14 protein-coding genes and 1 tRNA gene are annotated in these 16,410 nt (G+C 50.9%); 14 read left to right on the forward strand and 1 reads right to left on the reverse strand.

Annotation, left to right across the window (positions count from 1 at the left end):
* Positions 1-193: 193 nt before the first annotated feature.
* The 10 genes from C812_RS06660 (at position 194) to C812_RS06700 (ending at position 11,119) form a co-directional block, all read left to right on the forward strand.
* Positions 194-1,855 carry a response regulator gene (locus C812_RS06660; RefSeq protein ID WP_016311897.1) on the forward strand — a complete coding sequence of 554 codons (1,662 nt, stop codon included), beginning with the start codon at positions 194-196 and terminating at the stop codon, positions 1,853-1,855.
* Positions 1,852-3,642, forward strand: a complete 1,791-nt coding sequence (locus C812_RS06665) for a sensor histidine kinase (protein WP_016311898.1) — start codon at positions 1,852-1,854, stop codon at positions 3,640-3,642. The genes C812_RS06660 and C812_RS06665 overlap by 4 nt, the downstream gene beginning before the upstream one ends.
* Complete coding sequence (locus C812_RS06670; protein WP_016311899.1) at positions 3,639-4,628, forward strand: substrate-binding domain-containing protein; 990 nt, start codon at positions 3,639-3,641, stop codon at positions 4,626-4,628. Before C812_RS06665 ends, C812_RS06670 begins: the two co-directional genes overlap by 4 nt.
* Before the next feature lie 40 nt (positions 4,629-4,668).
* Positions 4,669-4,806, forward strand: a complete 138-nt coding sequence (locus C812_RS22215; protein ID WP_157274700.1) for a hypothetical protein — start codon at positions 4,669-4,671, stop codon at positions 4,804-4,806.
* 95 nt (positions 4,807-4,901) lie between these two features.
* Positions 4,902-5,939, forward strand: a complete 1,038-nt coding sequence (locus tag C812_RS06675; RefSeq protein WP_016311900.1) for a galactose ABC transporter substrate-binding protein — start codon at positions 4,902-4,904, stop codon at positions 5,937-5,939.
* 168 nt (positions 5,940-6,107) lie between these two features.
* Positions 6,108-7,613: a sugar ABC transporter ATP-binding protein gene (locus C812_RS06680; protein WP_016311901.1), complete on the forward strand. Its 1,506-nt coding sequence runs from the start codon at positions 6,108-6,110 to the stop codon at positions 7,611-7,613.
* Positions 7,614-7,635: 22 nt separating this feature from the next.
* The gene (gene mglC, locus C812_RS06685; RefSeq protein ID WP_016311902.1) at positions 7,636-8,646 is read left to right on the forward strand and encodes a galactose/methyl galactoside ABC transporter permease MglC; all 1,011 of its coding nucleotides are present in this window, start codon (positions 7,636-7,638) and stop codon (positions 8,644-8,646) included.
* A 146-nt stretch (positions 8,647-8,792) separates the two neighbouring features.
* Complete coding sequence (locus C812_RS06690; RefSeq protein WP_016311903.1) at positions 8,793-9,338, forward strand: CAP domain-containing protein; 546 nt, start codon at positions 8,793-8,795, stop codon at positions 9,336-9,338.
* A gap of 569 nt (positions 9,339-9,907) precedes the next feature.
* Entirely contained in the window at positions 9,908-10,579 is a 672-nt protein-coding gene (locus tag C812_RS06695) for a PspA/IM30 family protein (RefSeq protein ID WP_016311904.1), read from the forward strand.
* A gap of 33 nt (positions 10,580-10,612) precedes the next feature.
* Positions 10,613-11,119, forward strand: a complete 507-nt coding sequence (locus tag C812_RS06700) for a DUF4178 domain-containing protein (RefSeq protein ID WP_016311905.1) — start codon at positions 10,613-10,615, stop codon at positions 11,117-11,119.
* Between the two features lie 158 nt (positions 11,120-11,277).
* Here the strand turns inward: C812_RS06700 and C812_RS06705 are convergent.
* A tRNA-Lys gene (locus C812_RS06705) sits at positions 11,278-11,350 on the reverse strand.
* 175 nt (positions 11,351-11,525) lie between these two features.
* Between C812_RS06705 and C812_RS06710 the strand changes: the two genes are divergently transcribed.
* The 4 genes from C812_RS06710 to parE all read left to right on the forward strand — a co-directional run bounded on the left by C812_RS06710 (position 11,526) and on the right by parE (position 16,402).
* Complete coding sequence (locus C812_RS06710; RefSeq protein WP_016311906.1) at positions 11,526-12,329, forward strand: GDSL-type esterase/lipase family protein; 804 nt, start codon at positions 11,526-11,528, stop codon at positions 12,327-12,329.
* A 42-nt stretch (positions 12,330-12,371) separates the two neighbouring features.
* Positions 12,372-13,358 (forward strand): ABC transporter ATP-binding protein, encoded by a 987-nt coding sequence (locus C812_RS06715; RefSeq protein WP_016311907.1) that lies wholly within the window; start codon positions 12,372-12,374, stop codon positions 13,356-13,358.
* Positions 13,351-14,340, forward strand: a complete 990-nt coding sequence (locus C812_RS06720) for an ABC transporter permease (RefSeq protein WP_036624752.1) — start codon at positions 13,351-13,353, stop codon at positions 14,338-14,340. The genes C812_RS06715 and C812_RS06720 overlap by 8 nt, the downstream gene beginning before the upstream one ends.
* A 76-nt stretch (positions 14,341-14,416) precedes the next feature.
* Entirely contained in the window at positions 14,417-16,402 is a 1,986-nt protein-coding gene (parE, locus tag C812_RS06725; RefSeq protein ID WP_016311909.1) for a DNA topoisomerase IV subunit B, read from the forward strand.
* Positions 16,403-16,410: the final 8 nt, after the last annotated feature.

A 16,410-nucleotide genomic window follows, 5' to 3' on the forward strand; every position in this document is an offset into this window, starting at 1 on the left:
TACTGTTGATGATAGTTCCATTGGATATTAACATGGTACTAGGATTATGGGAATCCCAAAACGGACCGAAGGCGGAAAACAAACTAGACTAAGGTCTTGGTTCCTTCTCGCCGATCCGCATGATAATTTACTTTTGCGGACCGATACGTTAAAATCGGGGGGAAATCAGGGCATGGAAGAGGATGGTCCATCGATGTATAAATTGATCTTAGCCGATGACGAAGAAGATGTGCGCGAAGGCCTATTGGGCCTAATCGATTGGGAAGGTCTCGGTTATGTCGTCCTAGAGACGGCGGAGAACGGCAAAGAAGCAGTTGAGCTCGTGGAGAAGCATGCGCCGGACGTTGTGGTGACGGATATTCAAATGCCGTTTATGAACGGCTTGCAGCTTTCCGAGTGGATCCGTGAACGGTATCCGGCAACGAAGATCATCATTTTAACCGGGTACGAGGAATTTGAATATGCACAGAAGGCCATCCGACTGGGAATCGATGAATATATTTTGAAACCGTTTTCAGCTAGAGAATTGGCCGAAATTTTACGTAAGGTGAAGCTGCAGCTCGACGAGGAAATGGCTGCGAAGGAAAATGTGCAGCTGCTGACCGAGCACTACCGCAAAAATCTGCCGATCCTGCAAAGTCTATTTTTGTCTTCGCTCGTATCCCGGCGGCTGCAAGAAGCGGAAATTCATGAAAAATGTGAGCATTACGATCTGGACCTCAGCGGGGATCGATATATGGTGTCTGCTATTCGCATCGATTCCGTGCCAGCTCGGCGGGGATTAGACGAAAGTGAAGCATCGGGTAAAAGTACGACGTTGTCTCTGAAAGATACGAATGACACCCAGCTGCAACTTTTTGCTGTCTTTAACATTGCGGAGGAAATTGCTAGTCTCCATCCGAAATGCAGAGCATTCATCCATCATGACGAGGTCGTGGTGCTCAGCGTAGGGGAACCTGGATCGGACAAGCCGCTTGCGGACCAAACGCTGCGACTGTTAGATGAAATCCGGTTTAGCGTGGAACGCTTCCTCAAGTTGTCGGTGACGATTGGCGCCGGTTCTGAGGTAGGACAATTAAGCGAGCTTGCCGGGTCCTATGAAGAGGCGGTAAAAGCGCTCGATTACCGCGTTATCCTCGGGGGAAACAAAGTGATTTGGATTGAGGACGTGGAATCGCGGCAAACGGACCCGTTGTCATTAGATGAAATGAAGGAGAAAGAACTGGTGCGTTGCTTGAAGGTTGGCAGTGATCAGGAGTTGGTTCACCTTCTGGAGGAACTGTTTAAGGCATTAACGGACACCAAAGCATCGTATCAAGACTTCCAAGTATATTTGCTGGAGCTGCTGACCGCAGTCATCAAGGTTGCCAAAGACATCCGCGTTGACTTCGAAAAATTGTTTGGAGATGGGGCAGGGTTTCTTGGACAGTTCATTAAATTTTCGCATGCCGACGAAGCCAAAGCCTGGTTCCTGGATATTTGCATGAAGCTGAAGCAATCCATCGCCACAGATCGGCAATCCAGTTATAACAAGCTGGTGGATGAGGCGAAGGAATATATCAAGGCGCATTATGGTGACCACGATATCTCCATCGCTAAGGTATGTCAGCATCTTCATATCAGTACCGGGTATTTCAGTAACATTTTCAAAAAAGAAACGAAGACGACCTTTGTTAATTACTTGATGAGCGTTCGGATGGATGCCGCGCAAGATCTGCTGGCCACAACGGATTTGAAAGCTTTTGAGATCGCCGAGCGCGTAGGGTTTGCCGATCCGAACTATTTCAGCTTCTGCTTCCGCAAGAAATTTGGCATTTCCCCGAAAGAATATCGTATCGGAGCGAGAAGCTCATGAAGTTGTGGCGTTGGTTCAAACGTCTGTTTCAAGGATTTCATGTTCGTAATATTCAGGTGCTCATTTCTCTATCTTCGATTACGGTTACCGTATTGGCGGTTGTATTAGTCACAATGTTGCTGTACAACCGCTTCTCTAAGGCTGCGGAAGAGAACGCTTACTTAAGCCTGGAGCAAATTATTGAACAGGTTCATTCCAATCTGGAGCTATATGTCAGCGGGATGCAGGATATTTTTGACCTTGTGGAGCTGAAAATCTCCGTTGCTCCCAACTTGCCCACCAACGATCAGCTAGGGGAGCAGCTTCAGACCGTGCTCAGTACTCGGGAGGATCTGGTCTCCATGGCGTTGTTTACCGAGGATGGGAAGCTGGTGCGCAATGTGCCAAGGTTGCCCATGCGGCAAAACACAAGACTCCAGGAGCAATTATGGTTCGAATCGGCGGTTCAGAATCCCGGGAAGCTGCAATTTACTCCGCCGCACATTCAGAACCTGTTCAAATGGCAGTACCGCTGGGTCGTATCCATGAGCAAAACCGTGAACTACCGGGATCAAGGCGAATTGAAGCAAGGCGTATTGGTGATTGATATCAACTTCCGTACCATCGACGAGCTGAGCGGTCGGATCAGCTTGGGCAAGAAAGGGTACGTGTACATCATCGACGCCGTGGGAAATATCGTCTACCATCCGCAGCAACAGCTCATTTATGCCGGGTTGAAATATGAAAATCTGGAGCCGGTGCTGAATTATTCGTATGGCCGTTTTTCCGATGAGTTGGAGGGGGAGCCGCGGATTATCACGATTCAGACGGTAAAGCCGGCTGGCTGGAAAATCGTTGGGGTGGCTTATGCAGATGAATTTTTGACGACGAAACGGGAGGTTGGCGACTTTCTGTCCTGGTTTTTGCCTCTGGCTATCGCCATCATTCTGTTCGTTAGCATTTATGTTTCGGCCCGGATTTCGCAGCCGATTCGCAAGCTCGAACGTTCGGTTCAAATGGTGGAACGCGGAGATTTCGGGACGAATGTCTATGTTAGCGGCGCTTATGAGGTCGAGCAGTTGTCTAAACGGTTTAACTTGATGCTGCGCCGAATCCGTGAGCTGATGGATCAGATTATTCAGGAGCAGGAAGCCAAACGCAAGAGTGAGCTGGATGTATTGCAATCGCAAATCAATCCGCATTTTCTCTATAATACGTTAAATTCGGTCACCCGGCTGGCCGAGCTGGGACGGAACGAGGAGGTCGTAACGACGATTACGTCCTTGTCGCGGTTTTTCCGGATCAGCTTGAGTAAGGGGAAACATATCATCAGCGTGCAGGACGAATTGGAACACGTCCGACATTATTTAATCATTCAAACGATCCGGTTCAAGAACAGGTTCCGTTATGAGATTCGGGCGGATGAAGCTGTGTTGAAATGCTCAACCCTAAAGCTGATCTTGCAGCCGCTTGTCGAAAATGCCATTCATCACGGGATCGAAAAATCGGCCGAGGAAGGATTTATTGATATCGAGGCTCGTTTGGATGGGGATAACCTGATCTTCCAGATCCGAGACAACGGTATTGGAATGACCTCGGATACGGTGGAAAAGCTCCTCAGCGGAAACATCCGCAGTGAAAGGGGCTCAGGGGTGGGGGTGCGGAACGTGCAGGAACGCATCACGCTCTATTACGGCCCTGGCTATGGGCTTCATTTCGAAAGTGAACCGGAGGAAGGGACGACGGTCACGATTACGATCCCGGCTGTACAGCCGGATAGTCTGGAACAAGGCGGGATGCAGCCATGAAGCGTAAGCCGAAGTGTATCTATCGGGCAGGGGTCCTGTTAATGGCAGGGGCACTGGTTACGATGTTGACCTCCTGCGGTGGTCCCGGGAGCGGCGCGGATCATCAGCAATTTTATGACGTGGATATGATCGTCAAGATGGATCGCGGTGATTATTGGAAGACGACCAAGCTGGGAGCGGAGGTTGCGGCCAAGGAGTTTAATGTCCGGTTGAATTTTGTCGCCCCGGAGAACGAAAACGATGTCGACGGTCAAATTCGACTGATGGAAGAGGCGATTGAGCGGCGTCCGGACGCCATTATCCTGGCGGCCTCTGACTATGAAGCGTTGGGTCAGGTGACCGACCGAACCTCCTATTACGACATTCCGGTTATTTCAATGGATTCGGAGGTCGCTTCCACCAAGGTCAAAACTTTCGTAGGGGCCAACAACTATGAGGCTGGCCAGAAGGCAGCCGAACGGTTGGTTGAGCTCACCGGGCCCGTGAGTGAAATCGGGATTATTAATTTTGCGAAAGGCGCTCGTAACGCAAACCAGCGCGAGGAAGGATTCCTGGATTACGTCGCCCGCTTTCCCGATGTCCACGTCGTCGATATTCAATACTGTGGCTCGGACGAGTACCTCGCCTATAAGTTGACGGCGGATATGCTGAAGCGATTCCCGGATCTGGACGGCATCGTTTCGTTAAGCGCCGAATCTTCGATTGGAGCCGGCCGGGCGGTTAACGAGCTTGGATACGGAGGCAAGGTGAAGATGATCGCCTTCGACAATCCGCCGGAGATGCTTGAACTCTTGCAGGAGGAGAAGGTACAGGCGATGGTCGTGCAGAACCCGTTTAACAATGGATACATGGCGGTTGTTGCCGCTGTCCAGTCGGCCCGCGGCGAGAAGCTGGAGGATCGCATTCCAACGGATACGAAGTTGATTGATCTGAATAATATGCTGTGGCCTGAAAACCAGAAGCTACTGTTTCCGTTTGTGAAATGATAGCGAAGTTTAGACGGCAATCATGGTCAAGTGTTCTGGAATGAAAGATAGAACGAGCAAACAGCAAGTGATCACCGGGAGTCCGGGGCGCTTGCTGTTTGATGTTTTTTGCGGCGATCGCTATAAAGATTTAGATATTCAATTCGACATCATCAGAATTTTGATAGAAAAACCTTAGAATTTTGGATTCGCAATACTCCCGAAACCATGCATAATGAAAACGTATCCAAGAGGATATCACTTAAGAAATACACATTCAGGAGGTCAAAAAATATGAAGAAGCTTACAACGGTCATGCTGGCTGCAGCCATGCTGGGAGCGACGATGGTCGGCTGCTCCAACGGCGGCGATAAAGAGAGCAGCGGAGCCAACGGGGGTTCTACTCCTAACGTGGGCGTGGCGATTTACAAATTTGACGATACGTTCATGACAGGTGTTCGTAACTCGATCGAGAAAAATGCCGACGGGATCGCGAAAGTGGACATCGTTGACAGCCAAAACTCCCAACCTACGCAAAACGATAAAATCGACTTGTTCTTAACGAAGAAGACGAATGCCTTGATCGTGAACCCGGTTGACCGGACGGCGGCAGGGGTCATTATCGACAAAGCGAAAGCGAAAGACACGCCGGTAGTATTCTTGAACCGCGAACCGTTGCCGGAAGATATGAAGAAATGGGATAAAGTTTATTACGTTGGTGCAAAAGCGGAAGAGTCCGGTACACTGTCCGGACAAATTATCGTGGACTATTGGAAAGCTCATCCGGAAGCAGATAAGAACGGCGACGGCGTACTGCAATACGTTATGCTGAAAGGCGAACCGGGCCACCAAGACGCGGAGCTGCGTACGCAATATTCAGTCCAAGCCATTGAAGATGCCGGTATCAAGGTAGAGAAAGTTGCTGAAGACACCGCGATGTGGGATCGCGTAAAAGGCCAAGAGAAAATGGCTGCGTTTCTGGCAGCAAATGGCGACAAAATCGAAGCCGTACTTGCGAACAACGATGACATGGCTCTCGGTGCTATCGAAGCATTGAAAGCAGCGGGTTACTTCACAGGCGATAAATACATGCCGGTTGTTGGCGTTGACGCAACGGCACCAGCCCTGCAAGCGCTTGAACAAGGTACCTTGCTGGGAACGGTTCTGAACGATGCAGAGAACCAAGGGAAAGCAGCGGTGACTCTGGCTTCCTTGCTGGCCAATGGCGAAACGATCAGCAAAGACAACGTTGGCTTTGATATCACCGACAATCAATATGTGTGGATTCCTTACCAAAAAGTAACGAAGGAAAACGCTGCTGACTTCAAATAAGAGTACGGCGAGCAGGTTAATCAGCAGGACTTCTCATATTCGCTAGAACAACATGGGAGGTTCGATGCCGAAAGGTACGGACCTCCTGTTTTTTCACAGGGGATAGGAACACAGGAGGAAACGATGCTGTGCCTCTAATGCGGAAGAAATGATCAGGGGGCGAAAACGATGTCTGAATATATGCTCGAAATGAAGGGCATTACCAAGGAATTTCCCGGCGTTAAAGCGCTGGATGGCGTAACACTGCAGGTTCGACCGGGGACCGTTCATGCGTTGATGGGCGAGAATGGGGCCGGTAAATCCACGTTGATGAAATGTCTGTTCGGGATTTATAAGCCGGACAGCGGCGAAATTTATTTGAATGGTCAAAAGGCGGAAATCAACAATTCCAGCGATGCGCTGAAGCTTGGGGTTTCGATGATTCACCAAGAGCTGCATCCGGTACCTTTCCGCAATGTGATGGAAAATATCTGGCTCGGACGTTTCCCGATGAAAGGATGGGGACCCTTCCAATTCGTCGACCATAAGAAGATGTATCAGGATACGGAAGAGCTGTTTAAACAATTAGATATCGATTTGGAACCGGATACGATTGTCGGCAAGCTGTCCGTTTCCAAAATCCAGTCGATTGAGATCGCGAAGGCGGTTTCGTTCAACTCGCGAATCATCGTGATGGACGAACCTACTTCTTCCTTGACGAGCGTCGAGGTGGAGCACCTGTTCCGGATCATCAACGACTTGAAGAAGCGCGGGGTGTCGATCATCTACATCTCGCACAAAATGGAGGAGATTTTGCGGATCTCCGACGATGTAACGATCATGCGTGACGGTAAGAAAATCGGGACGTGGCCGGCATCGGAGATGACGACAGACCTCATTATCTCCAAGATGGTCGGGCGCGATCTCACGCAGCGGTTCCCGGATCGCCACAACAAGCCTAACGGCGTCATTATGAAAGTGGAGCATTTGACGTCTATTGATCCGAAATCGTTTAAGGATGTATCGTTTGAACTGCGCAAAGGGGAGATCCTTGGCGTGGGCGGTCTGGTTGGGGCGCAGCGCACCGAGTTAATCGAAGCGTTGTTTGGCCTTCGTGAAATTCAATCCGGCACGATTTCGATTCACGGCAAAGAGGTGAAGATCCGCAGCGCCAGCGAAGCGAAGAAGTACGGCTTGGCGCTGTTGACGGAAGAGCGCCGGACGACTGGTATTTTCCCGGTATTGTCTGTTCATGAGAATGCGGCTATTGCCAACATCGATCGTTATGTAACGCCTTTTGGCCTGCTGAATGAACGGAAGAAGAAGGCGGAAGCCAACCAAATGGTAGAGAAGCTGCGGACGAAAACGCCGTCGCCGAAAACGCTGATCATGAACCTTTCCGGTGGGAATCAGCAGAAGGTGCTGCTGGCACGCTGGCTGCTTACCGACCCGGAAATTTTACTGCTGGACGAACCGACGCGCGGGATCGACGTCGGGGCAAAATACGAAATTTATTCCATTATTACGGATTTGGCACAGCAAGGCAAAAGCATCATCATGATTTCATCCGAGATGCCTGAACTGCTTGGGATGTCCGACCGTGTCATGGTAATGTCCGAAGGCCGTCTGACGGGAATATTGGATGGAGATAAGGCTACGGAAGAAGAAATTATGCGTCTGGCAGCCCAGCACTAAGGATTTGAAGGAGGAGAAAATCATGAATACAAAGAAACTTCAGAGCTTTGTAACCGAAAATGCCATTTATATTGTCTTAGCCGTGTTGCTTATTGGCATCGCCGCTTATGATCCAAGCTTTATCGGACTCAATACATTACGTGATATTTTGATTCAATCGTCCACACGGGTAATCATCGCCCTTGGGGTAGCATTTATCCTTATTACCGGCGGTACGGACTTGTCCGCGGGCCGGATGGTTGGCTTGACGGCGGTCGTCTCTGCCTCTATGCTGCAAGAGGTTGATTATGCCCGGCGCTTTTTCCCGAACTTGCCGGAACTTCCTTTGTTTGTGCCGATTTTGATCGCGATTGTTGTCGGCCTGATCTTTGGTCTGATCAACGGGGTCATCGTATCCAAGTTTAAAGTTCCACCGTTTATCGCGACGCTCGGTACCATGGTTGCCATCTACGGGATCAACTCCCTGTATTTCGATACGGAGCCGAACCAATCCCAGCCGATTGGCGGTTTGCGCAACGACTTTACTACGTTGGGTTCTGGTTCCTTGTTCAGTAACTGGAGCTTCTCGATTCCTTATATCGTCATTATCGCGATTGTGGTTTGTGCGATTGTTTGGGTGATGTTCAATAAAACCCGGCTTGGCAAAAATATGTACGCCATCGGCGGTAACCAACAAGCTGCAAAAGTATCAGGGATTAACGTCTCCAAAAACTTGATTATGATTTACTCGATTGCCGGGGCGCTTTATGGCTTGGCTGGTGTGCTGGAAGCAGCCAGAACCGGCGGTGCTACGAACAACTATGGGAACATGTACGAGCTAGATGCGATCGCAGCCTGCGTCGTTGGCGGCGTATCCACCACCGGCGGGATTGGTACGGTTCCAGGCATTATGGCAGGCGTGCTGATCTTTACGGTCATCAACTATGGCTTGACTTTCGTAGGTGTAGGACCTTACTGGCAACAAATCATTAAAGGTGCCATTATCGTGGCTGCGGTAGCGTTCGATATGCGGAAATACGCAAGTAAGAAATAAGGTCTTTTTAGGATATGGATAGGGCGGCTCTGGAGCCGTCCTTTTTCCATTTTTTTAGCAAGCGGATGGCGTCGAAATATGTTAAAATTTGAGAAGAAACGAAAACTAGAATCGGCGATAGGAAATTCGGCTGGGAGGAGCACGCCATGATGAAGAAGTGGAGCAAAATCGGTTTGTCCGGGCTGTTGGTGGCAACTTTGGTTTTGGTGATGACGACGGGGCAAGGAGGAACCGGTTTCGGAACGGAAACGGCGCATGCTGCAGCAGCCGCCAGCAACTCCTCGCAGTCGAAGTTACTTGCAGCGGTCTACTTGAAGATCCAGACGGAGAACGCGTCCAAGGTAGTTGAGCTCGTCAACAAGGAGCGGAAGAAAGCCGGTCTGAAGCCGCTGATTGTACATACCAATCTGAGCAAAATGGCCAAAATCAAAGCCATCGACATGTTCAAAACCGATTATTTCAGCCATACGTCGCCGAAATACGGCTCACCCTTCGACATGATGGATGCGTTCAACATTACCTACATCTACGCAGGAGAGAACATCGGCAAAGGGCAACGTTCCGCCGAGGAAGTGGTTAAGGATTGGATGGAAAGTCCTGGCCATAAAGCGAATATCCTGAACCCGAAATACAAGCTGATTGGCGTTGGATATTATAATGGATATTGGGTACAGGAGTTTATTGGGAAGTAGAGGGATTCCTTCGCCCTATTGCTGACCGTGAAAAAGAATAACGACCACGGGCCGCTCTTGTCCGCCACTTGTCCATTGATGCGAATGGAAGGAAGACAAGCGGCTCCCAAATGCGGACGTAGACTCCCTTAGGTTCGTTATTCTTTTTCATCAAGCAATAGGACGTAGGAAATGTGGGCAGATGCAGGATAGAGCCCGGCTTGGGAGCTGGGCTCTTTGTTGTATTTTAGCGGAGTCTGGGGAGAGGGAAGTGTGTTTGTGAGTAGTCGGGTGTTGGTCTATTTTGACGGAGGGATTCAACGGGATAATGGGGTGCTAACGGAACGGAGAGACGCTATTTGGCGGTTCAGGCGGGATCGGGAACTCTAACGGAACGAGGTGACCTTATTTGGGGGATTGGGGCTGGAGAAGGGCCATCTTGAAGTGAATAACGTCTTCTGGTTCCGTTAGAGCGGGAAATAGTCGGGAAATGGGTAAATAAGGTCTCTACGATATTTTATTGAAACCTCCCGAACTTTGCAGCGTAAACATAAGCATAATCTGATATTTCAATCGGGAGGAAAGAGCAAATGTCCATTTTCAAAAGATTACGCGATTTGACCATGTCTAATATCAACGCTTTGATTGACAAAGCGGAGGATCCGATCAAATTGACCGACCAATATATCCGCGATATGCAAGAAGATCTCGAAGATGCGGAGAAGGCCGTTGCTGCCCAAATCGCGATCGAGAAGAAGTTTAAAGGCTTGTATGAAGAACAGCAAGCGTTGGTTGAGCGGCGCACTCAGCAGGCGCATCAGGCAGCTCAAGCGCAAAACGTTGATCTGGCTCGCCGTGCGCTCGAAGAGAAGAAAGCCGCTGAGGCGAAGATGGCAGAATACAAGGCAAGCTACGAGCAAAACAAGGCCGCAGCTGACAATCTCCGTTCGAAGCTTGAGGAAATGCGCAAACAGCTGACGGAAATGAAGAACAAACGCGAAACGCTGGTTGCCCGTTACAATGCAGCTAAAGCACAAAATGAAATCAACAAGACGATGTCCGGGTTTAACTCCGATTCGGCAGCAAGCGGCCTGAAGCGGATGGAAGAGAAGATGCTGCAAATGGAAGCTCAAGCCGAAGCAAGCAATGAGCTGAACGCGAAGGCGAAATCCTTGGATGAGGAGTTCGAAAGCCTGAACAAGGATGCAGCCGTGGAAGCAGAATTGGCCGAGTTGATGAAGCTCTATGAGGATAAAAAATAAGCGACTTGATTCTAAAGTGAGGCTAGACCAAACATGAGCGTATGGAAAAGACTCGGCAATCTGTTTGCCAAACCGGCGCCGCCCGTCGTGGAGAAGAGCATGCTCACGCTGGCCCCGGGCGACATCTGTGAGGTATCGCTCGTTTCCTACGAAGTGACCGGCCGGGTAGGTAATCGCGGGCGTAACGCGGTGATGCTGACGCTGCAGGACGGCAGTCAGATCCGCTATCTGCTGGTCGAGGATCGTGAGTCGCTGCAGTATCACCTCTATGAGCCGATTGACGGGCGGCTCAACGATCCGACCGAGGTACCGGGCCAGATGGACCTTGACGGAACCCTGTACTATTTGGAAGAAGAATACGGAGGTTATGTGTCGGTGGTTGGCAAGACGCCGTTCCTGCAAGGCGGGGAGCAGCATGTCTGGCAGTACCAGTCAGACGACGGCAAGCTGCTGCGGATCGAGTGGCAGAACGGGCGGTTTATGTTATACGAAGGCGCTAAAGTGATTCCGGCCGACATTAAAGTCATTCGAGCCAATTGAGGCCATAAGTCGTTGAAGCAACTAGGGTTCAAAGCGCGATGAAGCCTGATGAAGCGCGAGAACGAGGTGATCCCCTCGATTCCCGCGCTTTTTTTCGCCAAAAATACACAAAAAAATAACATCCCCCAGGCTGCCCATGCAGTGGAGGATGCTATAAATGGGTTATGCAGGGATCGAACCTGCGACCTGCCGATTAAGAGTCGGCTGCTCTACCAGCTAAGCTAATAACCCTCAAAGTAAGGTTTCTTAAGGACAAGAATTATTATAACTCTGTCGTTTTAAAAATGCTAGCCCTTTTTCGAGAAAATTTGCATCTCTTTGCAAGAAGTTTTATGTTATTTACATAAGTTGGAGAGTGACTCATCGTGAGCGAAATGTAGGACTGCGTGGAAACAGGAGGGATTAGATGAGCAGAACGTCCCGGATTTGGCTATGGGCGGGATTGGCGTCACTGATATCGACTTTAATTCTGCTCGCTGGATTCGTATATGCGGTGTCGGATATTGCCGATCCGTCGGCAGCTGCGGGTCATTCGCCGGCTCCACCGTCCCCAATGGAACCCGCTGTGAAAGCAGGAGCCTGGGATGTGACGGCCCTTGGGGATTCCTTGGCCAAAGGGACTGGAGACGATACAGGCAGCGGATTTGCCCGCCGGGCGGTAGAACTTTTTAATAAAGAAGGCACCACGTCTAAACTGATCAACAACTTGGGAATTAACGGTCTAACCACGAAAGAACTGCTGCCAATGCTGGACGATCCCGGCGTGAAATATGCCCTGCAGCAGTCGGGGATTATCCTGTTGTCGATTGGGGGAAATGATCTGTTTGACGGCACGGAGGCATTAACCTCAGGGCAGCAAGTCCCATCTCAGGCGGAAATCGAAGCGGCGATTGAGAAGAGCTCGGAGGATTTTGAAAAAATTGTAGCACAAATTAAGAAAATCAACGTGCAAGCGCTCCTCGTCTACGTTGGGTTATATAACCCGTTCAGCGATCTTGAGGGGATGCGCGAAATCGGAAACGATACGGTCGCGCGCTGGAACGCAATGGCGATGAAGACGCTCGGGGAATATGAAGGGACGTTGGTCATACCGACGTATGACTTGTTTACGAATAACGCGGCCCGGTATTTGTCGAGCGACCATTTTCATCCGAACGGGGATGGCTACCAGGCGATTGCCGAACGGATGGTCCAAAGCATCGCGCGCTAATGACGGTATAATGCTGGAGTTTACAATGAAGGAGTGAACGGCATGGGAGCACGGCAGCCGATCATTGCTGAGCAGCCTCAACCTGTCCTCAGGGTGCAGGGGCTTAAGAAGAAAATCGGACGGAAGTGGATCGTCCACGATGTGAACTTTGAGGTGTATGCCGGGGAGATTTTTGGGTTCCTTGGCCCGAATGGAGCTGGCAAAACAACCACGATCCGCATGCTCGTCGATTTAATTCGGCCAACCGAAGGCCAAGTACATATTTGCGGATATCATGTACAGCGGGAACCGGAGCTGGCGCTGCGCTGCGTCGGCTCCATCGTGGAAAATCCCGAGGTTTACAACTATTTAACTGGACGGGAGAATCTCGAGCATTTCGCCCGCATGATGCCGGGCATCGATGGAAAGCGGATTGAGGAAGTTGTGCAAATGGTTGGGTTGACTGGCCGGATCGATGATAAAGTGAAAACCTATTCGCTTGGTATGCGTCAGCGACTGGGCATTGCCCAAGCGTTGTTAGGCCGGCCAAAGCTTCTGATTCTGGACGAACCGACAAACGGTCTGGATCCGAAGGGGATCAAAGAAATGCGCAGATTCATCCGCCGACTCGCGGAAGAAGGAATGGCTGTATTTGTCTCGAGCCACTTGCTTAGCGAAATACAATTGCTGTGCGACCGGGTGGCCATTATCGGGCGCGGGCGCGTCCTCGCCGTCGGCAAAGTGGATGAGCTGATCCAGGCGAATCGAAGTTATGTCGTCTGGGAGCTGGAGCCTCGGGAACCCGGCGAGGTGCTGCTGCGGTCGACGAGCGGGGTCAACGTGGTCACCGAAGTCGGAAATGTACTGGACGATACGATCATCGCAGGGATTCAAGGCCGGGCGATCGTCACTCAAATGCAGCCGGAATTGATCCCAGGCCTCGTCCAGCGTTTGGTGCAGGAAGGGATCCGAGTGGAGGCGGTGCAGAGAGTGAATCCAACGCTCGAGCAGTTGTTCCTGGAGATGACGGAAGGTGAAAGCATTGAATAACATTCTTCCTTTAGTAAAAAATGAAACGATCAAGATGATCAAAAAGAAACGCTTTTACGTCATCTTGCTCGTGTTGATCGTGCTGGTTCCGATGTTTGCTTATGCCCAGCTGCGACAAGCGGAGGATAAACGGGAGAAGTTCGGGGCGGACTGGCGCAGGGAAGTACAGCAAGCGATCACGGACAACCAGAATTCGCTGGGCAGTGACCGGGTGCCGGAGGAATGGAAGAAATACCGTAAAATTTATATTCAGCAGTTGAAGTATTATTTGGAGCATGATGTGAATCCGCGAGAACCGGGCGGCGTCTCCTTTACCCGGGAGTTCTTGGATAACGCAGCCACACTGTTCATTCCGTTGTTAATTATGGGCGTGGGATCGGATATCGTCTCTTCGGAACGGACGAGCGGAACGGTCAAAATGCTGCTCACCCGGCCGGTAAGGCGATGGAAGGTTCTCTTGAGCAAGCTGATCACGCTGATGATGTTTGTGTCCTTGATCATTGTATCAACCTGTGTGATTTGCTATTTCATCTCAGGGTTATTTTTTGGTTACCGCGGATGGACGATGCCGGTATTTACAGGATTCCAACTGCGGGGGGCCGAAGTAGACATCTCGGGTGTACATGCCGTGCCGCAATGGTTGTATATATTCATGCAGGCCGGCCTGATCTGGTTTGTCAGCGTGGTGGTGGCTGCCCTGGCGTTTATGGTGTCAGTGCTTGTGCGCAGCACATCGGCAAGTATTGTCATTATGATGGCGACGCTGATCGCTGGAAATATTTTGACGAACATGGCTTCTTCCTGGACCAGCGCCAAATATTTATTTATGGTGAATCTTGGTTTAACGAATTATCTGGCGGGGACACCGGCTCCGATCGAGGGAATGACGCTGGGATTTTCGCTGGCTGTGCTGGCGATTTGGGGCCTTTGCGCCCTCGTCGTTTCATTCCTTGTCTTTACGAAACAAGATATTTTGAATTAAAATGGACAAAGGCACCAAAACATCTGTTCGACTACTACATACAAAGGTAGACTAAAGAATTAAAGGGGGAGCATGAATGGCCGAACAAATCGATTTGTTCGAGGACGTACCCGGCACGAATGCCGATGGCCCGTCTTCGGGATACGACGCGGACGACATTCAAGTGCTCGAAGGGCTTGTCGCGGTACGCAAACGGCCAGGGATGTATATTGGCAGTACGAGCTCGTCGGGACTACATCATCTGGTATGGGAGATCGTTGACAACGCGGTCGACGAGCATCTGGCGAAGTACTGCACGAAAATTGACATTACGCTGAACAAGGACGGATCGGTCACTGTACTCGATAACGGCCGGGGGATTCCAACCGGCATGCATAAAACCGGGATACCGACGCCGCAAGTCGTCTATACGATCCTGCATGCAGGCGGCAAGTTTGGCGGATCGGGTTACAAGAAATCCGGCGGGTTGCACGGCGTTGGGGCCTCGGTAACGAACGCGTTGTCCGAGTGGCTCGAAGTGGAAATTTATCGGGACGGAAAAATCCACCGGATGCGCTTCGAGTATTGGGTTGATGATAAAGGCATTGAACACGTGGGTGAGCCGGTTACTGGACTTGAAGTGATCGGCAACACGAACAAGACCGGCACGAAGGTAACGTTTAAACCGGATATTCGCGTCTTCACCGGCGGGATCGGATTAAACTACGATACGCTCGCGGAACGATTGCAGGAGATCGCGTTTCTGAATTCGGGCCTGAAGGTGACCTTGAAGGATGAGCGGGTCGGCCGTTCCGACGAGTTTTTTTACGAGGGCGGAGCCAGTCAGTTCGTGGAGTTCCTTAATGACGGGAAGGACGTGCTGCATGATGTCATCCATTTCTATGCGGAGCGGGAGGATATCGAAGTCGAAGTGGCGCTGCAATACAATGCAGGGTACACCGAAACGCTGGTATCGTTCGTCAACTCCATCCCAACTCGGGGCGGGGGAACGCATGAAACCGGATTCAAGACAGCTTACACCCGCGTGATGAACGAATATGCTCGGAAGAACGGCTTGCTCAAGGAAAAGGATAAAAACCTCGAAGGTAACGATTTGCGCGAAGGCATGATGGCCGTTATCAGCGTCAAGATGTCCGAGGTGGAGTTTGTCGGTCAAACGAAAGACCAGCTCGGAAGTGCATCGGCTCGAAGTGCGGTGGAATCGGTCGTGAGCGAGAAAATGGCGGTGTTCCTGGAAGAGAACCCGCAGGTTGCTCAGACGCTGATCAAGAAGGCGGTCCAAGCCTCCAAAGCACGGGAGGCCGCTCGCAAAGCCCGCGACGAAATGCGTTCGGGCAAGAAGCGGAGCGAAAGCTCCAACCTTGGCGGCAAGCTGACGCCGGCGCAGTCGAAGGATTATACGCGCACAGAGCTGTTTATTGTGGAAGGGGATTCCGCTGGCGGTTCGGCCAAGCAGGGGCGTGATTCGAAGCTACAGGCTATTTTGCCGTTGAAAGGGAAGCCGATGAATCCGGAGAAGGCCAAGCTGGCGGATATTCTCAAGAACGACGAGTACCGGGCGATTATTTCGGCGATTGGCGCAGGCATTGGGCCGGATTTCACCCTGGAGGACAGTAACTTCTCCAAGATCATCATCATGACCGACGCCGATACAGACGGTGCGCACATTCAAGTGTTGCTCTTGACGTTCTTTTACCGTTATATGAAGCCGCTGATCGATGCGGGACGGGTCTATATCGCGCAACCGCCGTTGTACAAGATTACTCGTCGTTCCGGCAAGCTGGAGACGGTGAGATATGCGTGGACCGACGAGCAGCTGCAGAACTACCTGAAAGAATTCGGCAAAAATTTCGAGCTGCAACGCTACAAAGGTTTGGGAGAAATGAATCCCGAACAGCTGTGGGAAACGACGATGAATCCGGAAACGCGGACCATGCTGCAGGTGCAGATCGAAGACGCCGCCAAAGCGGAGCGCCGCGTGTCTACGCTGATGGGGGACAAGGTCGATCCGCGCAAGCGATGGATCGTGGAAAACGTGGATTTCACGGAGTTTGAGGAATAGAAGGTGAA

Origin of the sequence: Paenibacillus barengoltzii G22, from assembly GCF_000403375.2 — a bacterium.
Lineage (GTDB): Bacteria > Bacillota > Bacilli > Paenibacillales > Paenibacillaceae > Fontibacillus > Fontibacillus barengoltzii.